This window comes from Micromonospora sp. NPDC004540, assembly GCF_040610095.1.
Lineage (GTDB): Bacteria > Actinomycetota > Actinomycetes > Mycobacteriales > Micromonosporaceae > Micromonospora.
The window spans coordinates 45314-61935 of sequence record NZ_JBEXLR010000026.1 but is presented as its reverse complement, the minus strand read 5'-3'; the positions used below and the strand labels follow the sequence as shown (position 1 = coordinate 61935).

At 75.7% G+C, this 16622-nt stretch carries 21 protein-coding genes; 20 read left to right on the top strand and 1 reads right to left on the bottom strand.

Annotated features, from left to right (window positions below; translation table 11 throughout):
• The first annotated feature begins 113 nt into the window (after positions 1-113).
• The 9 genes from ABZV78_RS12120 (at position 114) to ABZV78_RS12080 (ending at position 8354) form a co-directional block, all read left to right on the top strand.
• Positions 114-839 (top strand): hypothetical protein, encoded by a 726-nt coding sequence (locus tag ABZV78_RS12120; RefSeq protein WP_355637885.1) that lies wholly within the window; start codon positions 114-116, stop codon positions 837-839.
• Between the two features lie 11 nt (positions 840-850).
• Entirely contained in the window at positions 851-1150 is a 300-nt protein-coding gene (locus tag ABZV78_RS12115) for a DUF167 domain-containing protein (RefSeq protein WP_355637883.1), read from the top strand.
• Between the two features lie 22 nt (positions 1151-1172).
• The gene (locus ABZV78_RS12110; protein ID WP_355637881.1) at positions 1173-2678 is read left to right on the top strand and encodes a potassium/proton antiporter; all 1506 of its coding nucleotides are present in this window, start codon (positions 1173-1175) and stop codon (positions 2676-2678) included.
• 222 nt (positions 2679-2900) lie between these two features.
• A complete protein-coding gene (locus ABZV78_RS12105; RefSeq protein WP_091268039.1) occupies positions 2901-3320 on the top strand; it encodes a TraR/DksA C4-type zinc finger protein in 420 nt (139 codons plus the stop codon).
• A 67-nt stretch (positions 3321-3387) separates the two neighbouring features.
• On the top strand, positions 3388-3990 hold the full coding sequence (gene lspA, locus ABZV78_RS12100) for a signal peptidase II (RefSeq protein ID WP_355637879.1): 603 nt from the start codon (positions 3388-3390) through the stop codon (positions 3988-3990).
• Complete coding sequence (locus tag ABZV78_RS12095) at positions 3987-4931, top strand: RluA family pseudouridine synthase (protein WP_355637877.1); 945 nt, start codon at positions 3987-3989, stop codon at positions 4929-4931. Before lspA ends, ABZV78_RS12095 begins: the two co-directional genes overlap by 4 nt.
• A gap of 7 nt (positions 4932-4938) precedes the next feature.
• A complete protein-coding gene (locus tag ABZV78_RS12090) occupies positions 4939-5799 on the top strand; it encodes a hypothetical protein (RefSeq protein WP_355637875.1) in 861 nt (286 codons plus the stop codon).
• A gap of 117 nt (positions 5800-5916) precedes the next feature.
• Entirely contained in the window at positions 5917-7398 is a 1482-nt protein-coding gene (locus ABZV78_RS12085; RefSeq protein ID WP_355637873.1) for an AAA family ATPase, read from the top strand.
• Positions 7399-7445: 47 nt separating this feature from the next.
• A complete protein-coding gene (locus tag ABZV78_RS12080) occupies positions 7446-8354 on the top strand; it encodes a DUF2567 domain-containing protein (RefSeq protein ID WP_355637871.1) in 909 nt (302 codons plus the stop codon).
• Here ABZV78_RS12080 and ABZV78_RS12075 read toward each other — a convergent pair.
• Positions 8320-9030, bottom strand: a complete 711-nt coding sequence (locus ABZV78_RS12075) for an LON peptidase substrate-binding domain-containing protein (protein WP_355637869.1) — start codon at positions 9028-9030, stop codon at positions 8320-8322. The genes ABZV78_RS12080 and ABZV78_RS12075 overlap by 35 nt on opposite strands.
• Before the next feature lie 107 nt (positions 9031-9137).
• On the opposite strand from ABZV78_RS12075, the gene hisD reads away from it, so the two are divergent.
• The 11 genes from hisD (at position 9138) to ABZV78_RS12020 (ending at position 16586) form a co-directional block, all read left to right on the top strand.
• Positions 9138-10460, top strand: a complete 1323-nt coding sequence (hisD, locus tag ABZV78_RS12070) for a histidinol dehydrogenase (RefSeq protein WP_355637868.1) — start codon at positions 9138-9140, stop codon at positions 10458-10460.
• On the top strand, positions 10457-11527 hold the full coding sequence (locus tag ABZV78_RS12065; RefSeq protein WP_355637867.1) for a histidinol-phosphate transaminase: 1071 nt from the start codon (positions 10457-10459) through the stop codon (positions 11525-11527). Before hisD ends, ABZV78_RS12065 begins: the two co-directional genes overlap by 4 nt.
• A gap of 55 nt (positions 11528-11582) precedes the next feature.
• Complete coding sequence (gene hisB / locus ABZV78_RS12060) at positions 11583-12194, top strand: imidazoleglycerol-phosphate dehydratase HisB (protein WP_355058556.1); 612 nt, start codon at positions 11583-11585, stop codon at positions 12192-12194.
• Between the two features lie 58 nt (positions 12195-12252).
• Complete coding sequence (locus ABZV78_RS12055) at positions 12253-12426, top strand: hypothetical protein (protein WP_355637865.1); 174 nt, start codon at positions 12253-12255, stop codon at positions 12424-12426.
• 76 nt (positions 12427-12502) lie between these two features.
• On the top strand, positions 12503-13126 hold the full coding sequence (gene hisH / locus ABZV78_RS12050) for an imidazole glycerol phosphate synthase subunit HisH (protein ID WP_355637864.1): 624 nt from the start codon (positions 12503-12505) through the stop codon (positions 13124-13126).
• Complete coding sequence (locus tag ABZV78_RS12045; protein ID WP_355637862.1) at positions 13123-13443, top strand: hypothetical protein; 321 nt, start codon at positions 13123-13125, stop codon at positions 13441-13443. The genes hisH and ABZV78_RS12045 overlap by 4 nt, the downstream gene beginning before the upstream one ends.
• A 19-nt stretch (positions 13444-13462) precedes the next feature.
• Entirely contained in the window at positions 13463-14191 is a 729-nt protein-coding gene (gene priA, locus ABZV78_RS12040) for a bifunctional 1-(5-phosphoribosyl)-5-((5-phosphoribosylamino)methylideneamino)imidazole-4-carboxamide isomerase/phosphoribosylanthranilate isomerase PriA (protein WP_355637860.1), read from the top strand.
• Positions 14188-14631: a RidA family protein gene (locus ABZV78_RS12035; RefSeq protein WP_355637858.1), complete on the top strand. Its 444-nt coding sequence runs from the start codon at positions 14188-14190 to the stop codon at positions 14629-14631. Before priA ends, ABZV78_RS12035 begins: the two co-directional genes overlap by 4 nt.
• An 82-nt stretch (positions 14632-14713) precedes the next feature.
• A complete protein-coding gene (locus ABZV78_RS12030; protein WP_355637857.1) occupies positions 14714-15160 on the top strand; it encodes a MarR family transcriptional regulator in 447 nt (148 codons plus the stop codon).
• A 5-nt stretch (positions 15161-15165) separates the two neighbouring features.
• On the top strand, positions 15166-15591 hold the full coding sequence (locus ABZV78_RS12025) for an organic hydroperoxide resistance protein (protein WP_355637890.1): 426 nt from the start codon (positions 15166-15168) through the stop codon (positions 15589-15591).
• Positions 15588-16586, top strand: a complete 999-nt coding sequence (locus ABZV78_RS12020) for an NADP-dependent oxidoreductase (protein ID WP_355637855.1) — start codon at positions 15588-15590, stop codon at positions 16584-16586. Before ABZV78_RS12025 ends, ABZV78_RS12020 begins: the two co-directional genes overlap by 4 nt.
• Positions 16587-16622: the final 36 nt, after the last annotated feature.

Here is a 16622-nt window from a genome sequence, read left to right as displayed (position 1 = left end):
GCCGTCCGCGAGGCGTTCGACGCCCTGGACGCCGCGAATGACGCGACCCGGGAGGCCAACGCCGAGGCCGATACAAACCGCGCTGACCGACACGACGCGGCCGGGGGTGAGCCGTGATAGCCGCCAGCATCCTGCTCATCCTCGTCGCGGTCGTGCTCCTGGTGGCCGGGTTGGCCGGCGGGTCCAGCCCGCTGCTGATCACCTCGATCGCGGTCAGCCTGCTGGCCGCCGTCGCTCTCGTGGCGTTCGCCCGCCAGGTGACCGCCGCCCGGGCCACGGCGGGCCGGGAGACCGGCCCGCGCCGCCGGACCGCGCCAGCCGGCCCGTCCCACGACGAGCCGGAGATCCCGGTCCCGCACGTTCCGTCGACGGTCGGCACCGGTGGACCCGGGTGGCGGCAACCACCCGAGCCACCGGGAGCCGATCCGTTCGACTCCCCGGCCGCCGGGCTCGACCCGGCGGCGGATCCGTTCGGCCCGGCGGTCGACCCGCTCGACCCGCCGGCCGAGCCCTACTCGCCGCCCGCCCCGCGCGGCCCGTTGCGCGCCGAGACGGGGCCCGACGCCCCGGCACCCACCTCGCCGGCGCCGGACGGCCCGTTCGAGGGCGACCCGCCGGCCGAATTCCTCACCGCCGGAGAGGTCGCCCGGCTGGTCCGGCTCGACGGCGAGGTCCGGGTGGTCGACGGCCACCCCCGCTTCCACCTGCCCGGCTGCGCCCAGCTGGTCGGCCGGGCCGACGAGCCGCTGCCGGTCGCCGAGGCGGTCGGGCTGGGCTTCACCCCGTGCGGCCGCTGCGCGCCGGCCACCACCCTGCTCGCCGAGGCCCGGCCGCACTGATCATGGTGACCATGGACGACTCGCTCACCGTCGCCGTACGGGTGAAGCCCGGCGCCTCCCGGGCCCGGGTCGGCGGCCGGTTCGACGGGCCGCACGGGCCGGCCCTGGTCATCGCGGTGAACGCGCCCGCGGTGGACGGCCGGGCCACCGAGGCGGCCCGCCGGGCCCTGGCCGACGCGCTGGGCGTCCGGCCGGCGGCGGTCGCCCTGCGGTCCGGCGCGGCCAGCCGCGACAAGCTCTTCCTGGTCGAGCACCCGGCCCCCGGGCTGAACGAGGTGCTCCGGCGGCTGCGCGACGGATCGGCCGGGTGAGGACCCTCCGGACCGGCCGCGGATGACGCCGGGGCTCGATGTCGCGCTGCTGGTCGGCGCGGCGGTCCTGCTGGTCGCGGTGGGCGCGGTGCGGTTCTCCACCCGGCTCGGCGTGCCGAGTCTCCTGGCCTACCTGGCGCTCGGGGTGGCCATCGGCGAGGCCGGCCTGGGCATCCGCTTCGACGACGTCGAGCTGACCCGGGTGCTCGGCTTCTGCGCGCTCATCGTGATCATCGCGGAGGGCGGGCTGAGCGCCCGGTGGAGCACCCTGCGGCCGGTGCTCGGCCTGGCCACCGCGCTCTCCACGGTCGGCGTGGCGGTCAGCATCCTGGTCGTCGGCGTGGTGGTGCACCTGCTGCTCGGCCTGGACTGGCGGCTGGCGCTGCTCTACGGCGCGGTGCTCTCGTCCACCGACGCGGCGGCCGTCTTCGCCACCCTGCGCCGGCTGCGCCTGCCGCCCCGACTGGTGGCGACCCTGGAGGCCGAGTCCGGGATCAACGACGCCCCGGTGGTCATCCTGGTGCTGCTGCTGTCCCGCGCCGGGGTGGAGGCCGCTCACCCGTGGTGGTACGAGGTGCTCCTGGTCGGCTACGAGCTGGGCGTCGGCGCGGCCGTCGGGGTGGCCGCGGGGATCGCCGGCCGGTACGCCCTGCGCCGCGCCGCGCTGCCGTCGGCCGGGCTCTATCCGATCGCGGTGGTCGGCTTCACGGTGCTGGCGTACGCGGCCGGCTCGGTGCTGCACGCCTCGGGCTTCCTCGCCGTCTACGTGGCCGGGGTGCTGCTCGGCAACGCCCGGCTGCCGCACCGGCAGGCGATCCTGGGCTTCGCCGACGGGCTGGCCTGGCTGGCCCAGATCGGCCTGTTCGTGCTGCTCGGCCTGCTGGTCTCGCCGAGCCGGCTGGACGCCGCGGTGCTGCCGGCGGTGGTCACCGGGCTGGCCCTGCTGCTGCTCGCCCGGCCGCTGTCGGTGGTGGTGTCCGCGCTGCCGTTCCGGTTCCGGCTGCGCGAGCAGCTCTTCCTCTCCTGGGCGGGGCTGCGCGGGGCGGTGCCGATCGTGCTGGCCACCATTCCGCTCTCGCTGCGGGTGCCGGGCGCCGACCGGCTCTTCGACGCGGTCTTCGTGCTGGTGGTGATCTTCACGCTGCTCCAGGCCGGAACGCTGGCGCCGGCCGCCCGCCGGCTCGGGGTGACCGCGCCGGCCGAGGCGGCGGAGATCCTGCTCGAGACGGCCCCGCTGGAGCGGATGCGGGCCGATCTGCTCCAGCTCGAGGTGCCGCCGGGCTCCCGGCTGGGCGGGGTGCACGTGGACGAGTTGCGGCTGCCGGTGGGCGCCTCGGTGACCCTGGTGCTGCGCGACGGGGTGGGCTTCGTGCCCGGCCCGGACACCCGGCTGAAGGTCGGGGACAGCCTGCTCATCGTGGCCACCGCCGAGGTGCGGGACGAGGCGGAGCGGCGGCTGCGGGCGGTGAGCCGGCGGGGTCGGCTGGCCCGGTGGTTTGGCGAGTACGGCGAGGACCGGACCGGCTGATCTGCTAGCGTTCCCTTTGCCCCAATTGGTGGCTGTTCGGGGCTGAAACACGGTGCGACGGTGCGGCACGTTGTCGGACGCCTGTACGTTCCGTATTCTTGCCACCCTCCGGAGTGCGCGGCCTCGTCGCCGCGCGCCCGTTCTGTACTCGGGGGACGCCGACGCCGGCGATCCCCGCCCAGGCACGCTGACCGCCGCGGCACGCGGCTGAGGGAGCTGACGATGGCGAAGCCAGCCGACACCAGGACCGCCGGCCGCAAGCCGGTGGCGAAGGCCACCCGCAGCGCGGCGGAGACCGAGAAGATCCGGGCCGCCCTGGCGGCACGGCGGGACGAGCTCAACGCCGAGTACGATCAGACGCTGAGCGAGATCACCGAGCTGCAGCGCGACCGGCTGACCGACTCGGCCGGGGACGACCAGGCCGACACCGGCACCAAGACGTTCGAGCGCGAGCAGGAGATCTCACTCGCCAACAGCATCAAGGAGCGGATCACGCAGGTCGAGCGCGCGCTGGAGCGCCTCGACGAGGGTGGCTACGGCTGGTGTGAGCGGTGCGGCAACCCGATCCCGGTGGAGCGGCTCGCCGCCTTCCCGTCGGCCACCCTCTGCGTGAGCTGCAAGCAGCTGGAGGAGCGGCGCTGACGTCCGTTCCCCGGCGGCCGAACGGCAGACGGTGACCGCCACCGTCGCGAGCGTCGATGGGGAGCAGATGACCGCAGCACCGCCCGCCGGGTCCGGCACCGCCGAGTCGGGCACCGGCACGCCCCGCCGCAAGGCGACCGGCCTGCTGCTCGGCGTGGCCCTGGCCTCGCTCGTCGCCGACCTGGTCACCAAGCAGCTCGCCCTCTCCGAGCTCACCGGGCGCGGGCCGGTGTCGCTGCTCGGCGGCGCGGTCTACCTCAGCCTGACCCGCAACAGCGGCGCCGCCTGGAGCATCGGCTCCGACCACACCTGGGTCTTCCCGCTGATCACCATCGGCGTGATCGCCTGGATCGCCTGGATGGCGCTGCGGCTGCGGTCGCTGCCGTGGGCCGTGTCGCTCGGCCTGGTGCTGGGTGGGGCGCTGGGCAACCTCACCGACCGGATCTTCCGGGCCCCCGGGCACTTCGTCGGCCACGTGGTCGACATGGTCAGCCTCTTCGACCCGTACGGGCAGGTGTGGCCGGTGTTCAACCTGGCCGACAGCTCGCTGGTCTGCGGCGTGCTGCTGGCCGTGTTCCTGGAGCTGACCGGCCGGCAGCGGGACGGCTCCCGGGCCACCGCCGAGCGGTCCGACGACGAGACCCCCGCCGAGCAGCGGGAGCGCGCGTGACCTCCGCCTTCGCCGCCGGCGGCGACCACCGGTCCCTGCCCGTGCCGGACGGGCTCGACGGCATGCGGCTGGACCAGGCCGTCTCGCGGCTCTTCGGGCTGTCCCGCACGGCGGCGGCGGCCCTGGTCGACGCCGGCGACGCGCTGGTCGACGGCGCGGTCCGGCCCAACTCGCACAAGGTCAAGGCGGGCTCCTGGCTGGAGGTCACGCTCCCCGCGCCGGCCGCCCCGCCGACCGTGGTGCCGCAGGCGGTGCCCGGCCTCACCGTGGTCTACGCCGACGACGACATCGTGGTGGTGGACAAGCCGGTCGGGGTGGCCGCCCACCCCAGCCCGGGCTGGACCGGCCCGACCGTGATCGGCGGGCTGGCCGGGATCGGCCACCGGATCTCCACGAGCGGCGCCGCGGAGCGGCAGGGCGTGGTGCACCGGCTCGACGTGGGCACCACCGGGATCATGGCGGTGGCCAAGAGCGAGCAGGCGTACACCGCGTTGAAGCGGGCGTTCAAGTACCGAGAGGTGGAGAAGCGCTACCACGCCGTGGTGCAGGGCCACCCGGACCCGCTGCGCGGCACCATCGACGCGCCGATCGACCGGCACCCGCACCACGACTACCGCTGGGCGGTGGTCTCCGGCGGCAAGCCCAGCATCACCCACTACGACACCCTCGAGGCGTTCCCCGCGGCCAGCCTGCTCGACGTGCGGCTGGAGACCGGGCGCACCCACCAGATCCGGGTGCACTTCTCCACGATGCGGCACCCCTGCGTGGGCGACCTCACCTACGGCGCCGACCCGACCCTGTCCGCCCGGCTCGGGCTGAGCCGGCAGTGGCTGCACGCCCGCTCGCTGAGCTTCCTGCACCCGCGCACCGGCGACGAGGTCACCTTCGTCAGCGACTACCCGGACGATCTGGCCCGGGCGCTGGAGATCCTCCGCGACTGACCCGCCGATGAGCACCGACACCGAGCCGCCGCGCCGGTCGCGCTCCGCCGCGCTCACCTGGCTCGCCCTGGCCTGCGCGCTGGTGGTGCTGGTGGTCGCCGTGGCACAGCGGCGGGACCAGCCGGTCGGGGACCGCACGGTCGGCGAGGCGACCCGGGTCGGGGTGGCCGACGGCGACGCCGTACCGGCCTACCTGCGGGCGGCCGCCGACGAACTCGCCGGGCTCGACGCCCCGGCGCCCAGCAGCTACGCCCTGGTCTCGTTCGCCACCTACCTGACGCCGGCGCAGGTGGCCACCGCCCTGGGCGGCGCCCCGGTCTCCGCCGTGGTGGCGCGGGTGCCGGTGCCCGGGCGGCAGACCGAGATCGTCCGGATCGCCGCGCTGCGCGTCCCCGAGGACGTGGTGGCCGGGATGGCCGAGGTGGCCGTGCGCAAGGACCGGGAGGCCGCCGACTACCGGGCCCGCGCCGCCGCCCCGGCGGCCACCGCCGATCCCGGGCTGCGTCGGGTGTACGACACCGGGGCCGCCGTGGCGGCGCGGGAGGCGGCCGGCTACCGGGCGGGCTGCGCCTGCGTCTACGCCGCCGTGGTCCGGGACGCCCCGGCCGCCCTGCGGGCGCTGGCCGCCCGCCCCGGCGTCCGCGCGGTCGACCCGGCCCCGGAGGTGACCCGCCTGGACCGTACGGTGTTCACCCCGCCGCTGCCGGAGCAGCGGGACGTGGTCCGCCCGCCGGCCGACACCGGGCTCGCGCCGGCCTCCGGTATGGGCGATTCGTCGGAAGCCGCACCGACGGTGACCGGATCCTCACCGGCCGCGCGCCGGCCCGGCGCCGGAGCGGGACCGCCCAATCCCGCTCCCACCTCCTGAGACGTGCAGGTGGGCGGCACCGGGCCCGGCCGGGCGGTGAGGAGGGCCACCGGGGGATGTGCGAACCGGGGTGTGGTCCGAATAGGGTTTCGTTCGTAGCCTGTCAGGCGGAGATCGATGGGCTGGGGGAGGGGCGAGGCCTTGGACGGCAGCGAGACCGGTTGGGGTCGGCAGGCTGAGCCGGCACCACGGTGGCGGGCGCTGCTCGACCGGGCCCGGCTCGGCGGCCGCGGCGCGGAGCACCCCGATGTCGACCACCATGTCGAGGAGAGCCCGCCGCCCCCGGAGCCGCTGCCCCGGCGCGCCGCCGGCACCGGCTGGACGGGCCGGGCGCAGGCCGTGGCCCGCCCCGCCGACGGGTCGTTCGGCGCCGAGCCGGCCTACCGGGTCGAGGCGACCTACCGGGTGGAGCCGGCCTACCGGGTCGACCCGCGCTACGGCGGCGAGCCGGCCTACCGGGCGGAGCCCGCGTACCGCGCCGAGCCCGAGCCGCGCGCGGAGCCGTCCTGGCGCGCCGAGCCGGTCCACCAGCCGGAGCCGGGCTACCCCGAGCCCGAGGCGCGCGGCCGGGGCATCGCCTCGGTCGAGTCCCGGTACGCCCTGCTCGACGGCGGCTACCAGCCCGACCCGCCCCCGGTGGAGTCCCGCTACGCGCTGCTCGACCGGGGCCGCTACCGGCCGGAGGCCCCACCGGCCCCCGAGCCGGCCCCGGCCTATCCCACGCAGACCGAGGGCTACCCGGCCCGCATCGAGCCGGCCCGGGTGGAGTGGCGCGCCCCCGAGCCGGAGACCGACGTGGAACGGGCGGCCGCGGTGCTCCGCCGCGAGCTGGGCGGGCCCCGGGTGCTCGCCTTCGCCAACCCCAAGGGCGGGGTGCACAAGACGACCGCCACCGTGCTCGCCGCGGCCACCGTGGGCAGCGTCCGCGGGCGCGGGGTGCTCGCCTGGGACGACAACGAGCTGCGCGGCACCCTCGGCCTGCGCGCCGGCAGCGCCCGGCACGCGCGCACCATCCGGCACCTGATCCACGACCTCGCGCAGATCGAGATCCTGGAGGGCGACACCCTGCTGGAGCACCTCGACGACTACCTGCGGCACGCCTCCGACGGCTCGTACGACGTGCTGGCCGGCGAGGAGAGCCCGCGCTTCGCCCAGCGGCTGGACCAGTTCACCGTCAAGCGGGTGCTGGAGCTGCTGCGTCGCACCCACGACGTGGTCTGTGTGGACACCGGCAACAACGTGGAGAGCCCCAACTGGCGCACCGTGATGCAGGCCGCCGACCAGCTCGTGGTGACCACCGTGCCGCGCGAGGACGCCGCGTTCAGCGCCGACTGGATGCTCGACCTGCTGCACGAGGTGGGCATGGGCGAGCTGGCCGACAACGCGGTCACCCTGATCTCCTGCCCCACCCCCGGTCGCACCCCGCTCCAGGACGACCTGGAGCGGCACTTCGCCACCCGCACCCGGGCGGTCGCCGTGGTGCCCTACGACCCGGCGCTGGAGACCGGCTCCTCGATCGAGTACCACCAGCTCCAGGCGGAGACCCGGCAGGCCTGGCTCAAGGCCGCCGCGGTGATGCTGGAGCCGTTCACCCGCTGACCGCCACCGCGGCCCCGCGCCGCCCCGCCGCCTGAGAGGATCACCGGGTGAGTCCGGACACCCCTGATCCCGAGCGGGCCGCCGACGGTCCCGGCGCCGCCGACCGCCCGCCCGCCGGCGCGCAGAGCTCCCCGCGGCCCGACCGGCCCACCGACGGCGCCGCGCCCGACCGGTCCCCGGGCGCGGGACCGGCGCCCGACCGGTCGCCCGGCGAGGCTGAGGCGCCCGCCTGGCCCGGCGGCCTGCCGGTGCCCGCCGGCACCCCGGTCACCGCGCCCGGCGCGGACCCGCTCGCCGGCTACCCGGGCGTGGTCGGGGCCGTGCCCGGTGCGCCGTCCGGCACCCGGCGGGCCGGCGGCCGGGTCGCCGCGCTCGCCCTCGGCGCGGCGCTGCTGCTGACCGTGCTCGGCGCGCCCCTGGGCCTGCTGTGGGCGCTGGTGGCCCCGGGCACGCCGGTGCAGATGACCGCCGAGGGGGCGGTCTACGCCACCCCGCAGCCGGAGCAGCCGATCGCCGCGGACGGCTGGTTCAGCCTGCTCGGGCTCGGCTTCGGGGTGCTCGCCGCGATCACCCTCTGGGTGGTGCTGCGCCGCCGGCGCGGCCCGGTCGGCCTGGTCGCCGGTGCGCTCGGCGGGCTCGGCGCGGCGGTGGTGGCCTGGCAGGTCGGCCGCCGGATCGGGCTCGGCGCCTACCAGCGGCTGCTCGACACCGCGCCGCCCGGGACCGACTTCACCAAGCCCGCCGACCTGCGCGCCGGCGGCGTCGACTGGTACGGGCCGCTGCCCGTGCCGCACGGCAACCTGCTGCTGGCGGCGTTCGGCGCGGCCGTCACGTACACCCTGCTGGCCGGCTGGTCGCGGTGGCCCTCGCTGCGGCCGGAGCCGGAGTGGGACGGCGGCTGGGCGCCCGGCGGGCCGGGGATCAGTTCGGAACCGGGGGACCAGCCAGCTCGCTGAGCGGCACCGGGACCGCCCGGACCTGGCGCAGCAGCGTGGTCTCCCGGTTGAGCAGGCGCAGCTCGGCCCGGAGCCGGCCGGCGGTGTCGTCGATGGCGAGCAGCCGCTGCCGGTCGTCGACGGTCAGCGCCGCGGTCGCCGCGACCAGGTGCGACAGCACCGTGGGGTCCTCCGGCAGCTGCTCGGAGATCTCCTGCGGGTCGGGCCGGACCAGGCTCAGATATTGCCGGAACACCGAGATCACCCGGGCGGCCAGCAGGTCGGCGACCTCGTCGGTGCCGGCCGGCTCGGGCAGCCACTCCACCTCGGCGGTCAGGTAGGGCGCGGCGGCGTCGTCGACCTCGGCGACGCGGAACCGGCGCCGCCCCACCGTGACGATGTCGAACCCGCCGTCGGCCAGCTCGGTGACCTGCCGCAGCTCGGCCGTGCAGCCCACCTCGTGCAGCGTGACCTCGCCGCTGCCGGCGACGGGCCCGGACCCGCCCGGCGGCCCGGCCGGCGCAACCTCCCAGCCGGCCTGGATGGCCACCACCCCGAACTCGCGCGGCGCCCCTTCGGGCAGCCCGACCAGGTGGCGAACCAGCGCTTTGTAACGCTCCTCGAAGATGTGCAGCGGGAGGACCAGCCCCGGGAAGAGGACCGTCCCGAGCGGGAAAACCGGCAGCCGTGCGGTCACGTGATCGAGACTATCCCGATCGCGTCCCGGCGGCGTGTCCCGGCTCACCGTCCCGGCGTACGGGCGGCTCCGGCCGGCGCGCGGGCCGGCGGCCTAGACTCGCAAGGGTGTTGAATCGGATCGACCTGCGCGGCGGCGCGCGTGACCCGCGCCGCCTGCTGCCCCGTGCCCAGCTCGACGTCTCCGTGGCCGTCGAGAGGATCCGCCCCCTCGTGGAGGCGGTCCGCGAGCATGGCTACCCGGCGATCCGCGAGGCGAGCGAGCGGTTCGACGGCGTGTCCCCGGAGCGCCTGCGGGTGCCGGTCGAGGTGATCCGCGCCGCCGAGGACACCCTCGACCCGCAGGTCCGGGCCGCGCTGCTGGAGTCGATCACCCGGGCCCGCAAGGTGCACGCCGACCAGCGCCGCGCCGACCACACCACCCAGGTGGTGCCGGGCGGCACGGTGACCGAGCGCTGGGTGCCGGTCGACCGCGTGGGCCTCTACGTCCCCGGCGGGCTGGCCATGTACCCGTCGACCGTGGTGATGAACGTGGTCCCCGCCCAGGCGGCCGGGGTCCGCTCGCTGGTGGTGACCAGCCCGCCGCAGAAGGACAACGGCGGCCTGCCCGACCAGCGGGTTCTCGCCGCCTGCGCGCTGCTCGGCGTCGACGAGGTCTACGCCGTCGGCGGCGCCCAGGCCGTGGCCATGCTGGCGTACGGCGCGACCGTCGACCCCGAGGGCGCCGAGCGCTGCGACCCGGTCGACATGATCACCGGCCCGGGCAACATCTGGGTCACCGCCGCCAAGCGGCTGCTGCGCGGCGTGGTCGGCATCGACGCCGAGGCCGGCCCCACCGAGATCGCCATCCTGGCCGACGACACCGCCGACCCGGCGCACGTCGCCGCCGACCTGATCAGCCAGGCCGAGCACGACCCCCTCGCGGCCAGCGTGCTGGTCACCCCGTCGCCGGCGCTCGCCGACGCGGTCGACGCCGAGCTGGCCCGGCAGGTGCCGGCCGCCAAGCACGCCGAGCGGATCGGCACCGCGCTGCGCGGCGAGCAGAGCGGCGTCGTCCTGGTCGACGACCTCGAGGCGGGGCTGCGGGTGGTCGACGCGTACGCGGCCGAGCACCTGGAGATCCAGACCGCGGACGCCCGCGAGTGGGCGCTGCGGGTGCGCAACGCCGGCGCGATCTTCGTGGGCGCCTGGTCGCCGGTGTCGCTCGGCGACTACTGCGCCGGCTCCAACCACGTGCTGCCCACCGGCGGCTGCGCCCGGCACTCCTCCGGCCTGTCCGTGCAGTCCTTCCTGCGCGGCGTCCACCTGGTGGAATACACGCGCGACGCGCTGCGCGAGGTGGCCCCGCACGTGGTCACCCTGGCCGGCGTCGAGGACCTGCCGGCGCACGGCCAGGCGGTCAGCGCGCGCTTCCCGGGGGCGACGCCGTGACCACCCTCGACGACCTGCCGATCCGCGACGACCTGCGGGGCCTGAAGCCCTACGGGGCGCCGCAGCTCGACGTGCCGGTGCGGCTGAACACCAACGAGAACTCCTACCCGGTGCCCGAGCCGGTGGTGGAGGCGATCGGCAAGGCCCTCTCCGCCGAGCTGCGGGACCTCAACCGCTACCCCGACCGGGACGCCGTGGCGCTCCGCGCCGACCTCGCGGAATACCTCGGCCACGGGCTCACCGTCGAGCAGGTGTGGGCGGCCAACGGCTCCAACGAGATCCAGCAGCAGCTGCTCCAGGCGTTCGGCGGCCCCGGGCGCACCGCGCTCGGCTTCACCCCGGCCTACTCGATGCACCCGCTGCTGGCGCTCGGCACCGGCACCGGCTGGATCCCGGCCGCCCGCGACGCGGACTTCGGGCTGACCGCCGCCGACGCGGTCGCCCAGGTCCGGGCACACCGGCCCGACGTGGTCTTCCTCTGCTCGCCGAACAACCCGACCGGCACCGCCCTCGACCCGGCCGTGGTCGCCGCCGTGCTGGCCGAGGCGCCCGGCATGGTGGTCGTGGACGAGGCGTACGCCGAGTTCGCCCGGCCCGGCACGGTCAGCGCGCTGGCCGTGCTGCCCGGGCACCCCCGGCTGGTGGTCACCCGGACCATGAGCAAGGCGTTCGGCTTCGCCGGCGGCCGGCTCGGCTACCTGGCCGCCGACCCGGCCGTCGTGCAGGCGGTGCAGCTGGTCCGGCTGCCGTATCACCTCTCGGCGCTCACCCAGGCCGCCGCCCGCGCGGCGCTGGCCCACCGCGACGCCCTGCTCGGCACGGTCGCCGCGATCATGGAGCAGCGCGACCGGATCGTCGCCGAGCTGCGCGCCCGCGGGCACCGGGTGGCCGACAGCGACGCCAACTTCGTGCTCTTCGAGGTCGGCGGCGACCAGGCGACCGCCTGGCGCACCCTGCTCGACGCCGGCGTGCTGGTCCGCGACGTCGGCCTGCCCGGCTGGCTGCGGGTCACCGCCGGCACCCCCGCCGAGACCGACGCCTTTTTGTCTGCAGTGGAGAAGTTGTAGTGGGAGCGCGAGGAGTGAGCTTGCGAGCCCCGCAGTCGCGACCGAAAGGCGAGCAATGAGCCGGACCGCCCGGGTGGAGCGGATCACCAAGGAGACCAAGGTCCTCGTCGAGATCGACCTCGACGGCACCGGCAAGGCCGACATCGAGACCGGCGTCGGCTTCTACGACCACATGCTCAACCAGATCGCCCGGCACGGCGGCTTCGACCTGACCGTCCACACGGTCGGCGACCTGGAGATCGACGCCCACCACACCATGGAGGACACCGCGCTCGCCCTGGGCGCCGCGTTCGACCAGGCGCTGGGGGACAAGGCCGGCATCCGGCGGTACGGCTCGGCCACCGTCCCCATGGACGAGGTGCTGGTCCGGGCCGCCGTCGACCTCTCCGGCCGGCCGTACGTGGTGCACGACGAGCCGGCGCTCGCGCCGTACATCGGGCCGGTCTACCCGACCAGCATGACCCGGCACATCTGGGAGTCGTTCGGCCAGGCCGCCCGGGTGACCCTGCACGTGGACGTGCTGCGGGCGGCCCGGCCGGGCGGCCACCCGGACGCCCACCACGTGGTGGAGGCCCAGTTCAAGGCGGTGTCCCGGGCGCTGCGCGAGGCCACCTCGATCGACCCGCGGGCGGCGGGCGCGATCCCCAGCACGAAGGGAGCTCTCTGATGAGCGCGAGGAACGCAGCGCAGCGGAGTACCGCAGTCGCGAATGAAGGACGGCTCTGATGGGGCGGGCGCTGCCGACGCTGCTGCTGATCCTCGCCGGCGTGCTGGTCGGCGGGACCTGGTCGCTCTACAAGCAGGGCGCCGCCCGTGGCGCGGTGGTGATCACCGGGCTGCTGGCCGTGCTGGCCACCGCCGGCGGGCTCCTCTGGCTGCTTCCCGGGGAGGGCGCATGAGCGAGCGCAGCGAGCGAATCATCAAGCACAGCGCGCTGGTGCCTCAGGACGGCACGGAGCGCAGCGGAGTGCCGTCATGAGTAGGCGGGTCGTGGTGCTCGACTACGGTTCGGGCAACCTGCGCTCGGCCGAGCGGGCCCTGGAGCGGGCCGGGGCGGACGTCACCGTCACCGCCGACCTGACCGCCGCGGCCGAGGCCGAGGGCCTGGTGGTCCCGGGCGTCGGCGCGTTCGCCGCCTGCATGGCCGGGATCGAGGAACTGGGCGCGGGGCCGGTCATCGCCGAGCGGGTGGCCGCCGGCCGCCCGGTGCTCGGCATCTGCGTCGGGATGCAGGTGCTCTTCGAGCACGGCGACGAGCACGGCGTGGTCACCAAGGGGCTCGGGCTGCTGCCCGGCGGGGTGACCAGGCTGGCCGCGCCGCGGCTGCCGCACATGGGCTGGAACACGGTGCACGCACCGGCCGGCTCGGTGCTCTTCGCCGGCCTGCCGGCCGACGCCCGGTTCTACTTCGTCCACTCCTACGGGGTGACCGAACCGGCCGCGCTGGCCGCCGCCGGGGCCACCGTCACCACCGCGCACCACGGCACCGACTTCGTCGCCGGGGTCGAGCGCGGCCCGCTGTCGGCGGCCCAGTTCCACCCGGAGAAGTCGGCCGACACCGGGGCCATCCTGCTGGGCAACTGGCTGGCCACCCTTTGAGCAAAGAGCGGGCCCGGCGCCGGGAGGCGCGCCAGGCCGAGGTGGAGCGGGAGCGCGCCGCCCGCGCCCGCCGGTTGGCGCGCCGGGAGCGGCGGCGAGCCGTCGTACGCCGGTTGACGCCCACGGTGCGGCGGGGCCGGACCGGCCGGCTGCGCCGGCACAGCCGCGGCGAGCGGGCGGCCATCGTGCTGCTCACCGGCGCGGCGGTGGCCGGCATCTGGAGTTTCGTCGACGACCTGGCGCTGCGGCTGGCGTTGGTCGTGTTGTTGCTGCTGGTCCTGCCCGCGGTCGTGGTGATCGCGCTGGACCGACGTTGAAGATGCGAGGAGAGAAGCGTTGAGCCTCACCCTGTTGCCCGCCGTGGACGTCGCCGACGGCCAGGCCGTCCGGCTCGTCCAGGGCGCCGCCGGCAGCGAGACCGCGTACGGCGACCCGCTGGAGGCCGCCCTCGCCTGGCAGTCCGACGGTGCGGAGTGGATCCACCTGGTCGACCTGGACGCCGCCTTCGGCCGGGGCACCAACGCCCATCTGCTCGCCGAGGTGACCCGGCAGCTCGACGTGAAGGTCGAACTCTCCGGCGGCATCCGGGACGACGAGTCGTTGCAGGCCGCCCTGGGCACCGGAGCGGCCCGGGTCAACATCGGCACCGCGGCGCTGGAGGACCCGGAGTGGTGCGACCGCGTCTGCGGCGAGTACGGCGACCGGGTGGCCATCGGGCTGGACGTGCGCGGCCGTACCCTCTCGGCGCGCGGCTGGACCCGCGACGGCGGTGACCTCTACGAGGTGCTGGCCCGGCTGGACAAGGCCGGCGCCTCCCGCTACGTGGTCACCGACATCACCAAGGACGGCACCATGCGCGGGCCCAACCTGGACCTGCTGCGCGAGGTCTGCTCCCGCACCGACGCCCCGGTGATCGCCTCCGGCGGCGTGTCCACCCTGGACGACCTGCGCGCGCTGGCCACCCTGGAGCCGGTGGGCGTGGAGGGCGTGATCGCCGGCAAGGCGCTCTACGCCGGGGCGTTCACCGTCGCCGAGGCGCTCGCCACCCTGCGGGCCGGCGCGTGACGGCCGTCGCGGGCGACAGTTCCAGGTCGGAGCTGGAGCTGCCGGGTGGCGCGGCCGTCACCCGGCTCGGTTCGGGCGGCCCGTGGGAGGCGCTCTATGGCTACTGCCGGGTGGTCCGGGCCGGCGGGCTGGCCATCACGGCCGGCTGCACCTCCACGGTGGACGGCCGGGTGGCCCATGTCGGGGACGCCGCCGCGCAGACCGCCCAGGCGATCCGGATCGGCCTGGACGCGCTCGCCGAGGTCGGCGCCGAACCGGCCGACGTGGTGCGCACCCGGATGTACGTGACCGACCGGATGTACGCCGACGAGGTGGGCCGGGCGCACAACGCGGTGTTCGGCGTGGTCCGCCCGGTGGCCACCATGGTCGTGGTGGCCGGGCTGATCGACCCGGACCACCTGGTCGAGGTCGAGCTGGAGGCCTGGCTCGGCGACCGCTGACGGCCGTCCCCGCAGGTGTGGGGGCGGCCACTCCGCGGCCCATTAGGTTGTGCACAACTTAATCGGGCGCTATGTTTCCGGGGTGACCGATGATCTGGTGCTGCGCCGGCAGGTGTGCTTCGCCCTCTACGCGGCGTCGCGCGCCCTCACCGACGTCTACCGGCCCATCCTCGACGAGCACGGCCTGACCTACCCGCAGTACCTGGTGCTGCTGGTGCTCTGGGAGCGCGGCGACGACGCCCCCACGGTCTCCGAGCTCGGCGCGCGGCTCCGGCTCGACTCCGGCACGCTCTCCCCGCTGCTCAAGCGGCTGGAGGCGGCCGGGTTCGTGGTGCGCACCCGCTCGGCGGCCGACGAGCGCCGGGTCGAGGTGGGCCTCACCCCGCAGGGCCGGGCCCTGCGGGAGCGGATGGACGAGGTGCCCCGGCGGGTGGCCCTGGCCACCGGCCTCACCGAGGCCGAGCTGGTCGCCCTGCGGGACACCCTCACCCGGGTCACCGAGACGATCCACCGACAGAAGGAGCAGTGACCACCATGCAGGTGCTCTACACCGCGTCCGCGCAGGCCACCGGCGACGGCCGGGACGGCCACGTCCGCACCTCCGACGGCGGCCTCGACCTGGACCTGGCCATCCCCAAGGAGATGGGCGGCGCCGGCGGCGCGACCAACCCGGAGCAGCTCTTCGCGGCCGGCTACGCGGCCTGCTTCCACTCGGCGCTGCGCGTGGTGGCCCGGAAGGCCCGGGCGGACGTCTCCGACTCGGTCGTCGAGGCCGAGGTCGGCATCGGCCCGAACGGCACCGGGGGTTACGGCCTGGCCGTCACCCTGGTGGTCGACCTGCCCGCCGTCGACCGGTCCGCCGCGCAGCAGCTCGTCGAGGCGGCCCACCAGGTCTGCCCCTACTCCAACGCGACCCGGGGCAACATCGAGGTCACCCTGACCGTCCGGGAGGCCCGATGACCGCCAACCGGGAGATCCACCTGGCGTCCCGCCCGCAGGGTTGGCCGACCGCCGACAACTTCCGGCTGGTCACCACCGAGGTGCCCACGCCGGGGCCGGGCCAGCTCGTGGTCCGCAACCGGTTCATGTCGGTGGACCCGTACATGCGCGGTCGGATGAACGACGTGAAGTCGTACGTGCCGCCGTTCGCCCTCGACGCCCCGCTCGACGGCGGCGCGGTCGGCGAGGTGGTGGCCAGCGAGGCCGAGGGCTTCGCGCCCGGCGACGTCGTGCTGCACGGCCTGGGCTGGCGGGAGTACGCGCTGGTCGACGCCAAGGGCGCCCGGAAGGTCGACCCCGACCTGGCCCCGGTCAGCACCTATCTGGGCGTGCTCGGCATGACCGGGCTGACCGCGTACGCGGGGCTGCTCGACGTGGCGGCCATGAAGCCGGGCGAGACGGTCTTCGTCTCCGGCGCGGCCGGCGCGGTCGGCAGCATGGTGGGGCAGATCGCCAAGCTGCGCGGCGCCGGCCGGGTGGTCGGCAGCGCCGGCTCGCCGGCCAAGGTCGACCGGCTCCGGGCGCTCGGCTTCGACGCCGCGTTCGACTACCACGACGGCCCGGTCCGGGACCAGCTCCGGGCCGCCGCGCCGGACGGCGTCGACGTCTACTTCGACAACGTCGGCGGCGAGCACCTGGAGGCCGCCATCGGCGCCATGAACCTGCACGGCCGGGCCGCCATCTGCGGCATGATCGCGCAGTACAACGCCACCGAGCCGCCCGCCGCCCCGCGCAACCTGGCGCTGCTCATCGGCAAGCGGCTCACCCTGCGCGGCTTCCTGGTCGGCGACCACGGGCACCTGCGCGAGCAGTTCGTCCAGGAGATGGCCGGCTGGCTGCGGGACGGCCGGATCTCCTACGACGAGACGGTGGTCGACGGCATCGAGCGGGCCCCGGAGGCCTTCCTCGGCCTGCTGCGCGGCGAGAACCTGGGCAAGATGCTCGTCCGGGTGTGAGTCCCGACGCCTGGCGGTGGCCGGCCTCACAGGTCG

Coding starts and splice junctions, on each gene's coding strand:
- ABZV78_RS12115 (WP_355637883.1), top strand. CDS start 851: ATGGACGACTCGCTCACCGTCGCCGTACGGGTGAAGCCCGGCGCCTCC.
- ABZV78_RS12110 (WP_355637881.1), top strand. CDS start 1,173: ATGACGCCGGGGCTCGATGTCGCGCTGCTGGTCGGCGCGGCGGTCCTG.
- ABZV78_RS12105 (WP_091268039.1), top strand. CDS start 2,901: ATGGCGAAGCCAGCCGACACCAGGACCGCCGGCCGCAAGCCGGTGGCG.
- lspA (WP_355637879.1), top strand. CDS start 3,388: ATGACCGCAGCACCGCCCGCCGGGTCCGGCACCGCCGAGTCGGGCACC.
- ABZV78_RS12090 (WP_355637875.1), top strand. CDS start 4,939: ATGAGCACCGACACCGAGCCGCCGCGCCGGTCGCGCTCCGCCGCGCTC.
- ABZV78_RS12085 (WP_355637873.1), top strand. CDS start 5,917: ATGGGCTGGGGGAGGGGCGAGGCCTTGGACGGCAGCGAGACCGGTTGG.
- hisB (WP_355058556.1), top strand. CDS start 11,583: ATGAGCCGGACCGCCCGGGTGGAGCGGATCACCAAGGAGACCAAGGTC.
- ABZV78_RS12055 (WP_355637865.1), top strand. CDS start 12,253: ATGGGGCGGGCGCTGCCGACGCTGCTGCTGATCCTCGCCGGCGTGCTG.
- hisH (WP_355637864.1), top strand. CDS start 12,503: ATGAGTAGGCGGGTCGTGGTGCTCGACTACGGTTCGGGCAACCTGCGC.
- ABZV78_RS12025 (WP_355637890.1), top strand. CDS start 15,166: ATGCAGGTGCTCTACACCGCGTCCGCGCAGGCCACCGGCGACGGCCGG.
- ABZV78_RS12020 (WP_355637855.1), top strand. CDS start 15,588: ATGACCGCCAACCGGGAGATCCACCTGGCGTCCCGCCCGCAGGGTTGG.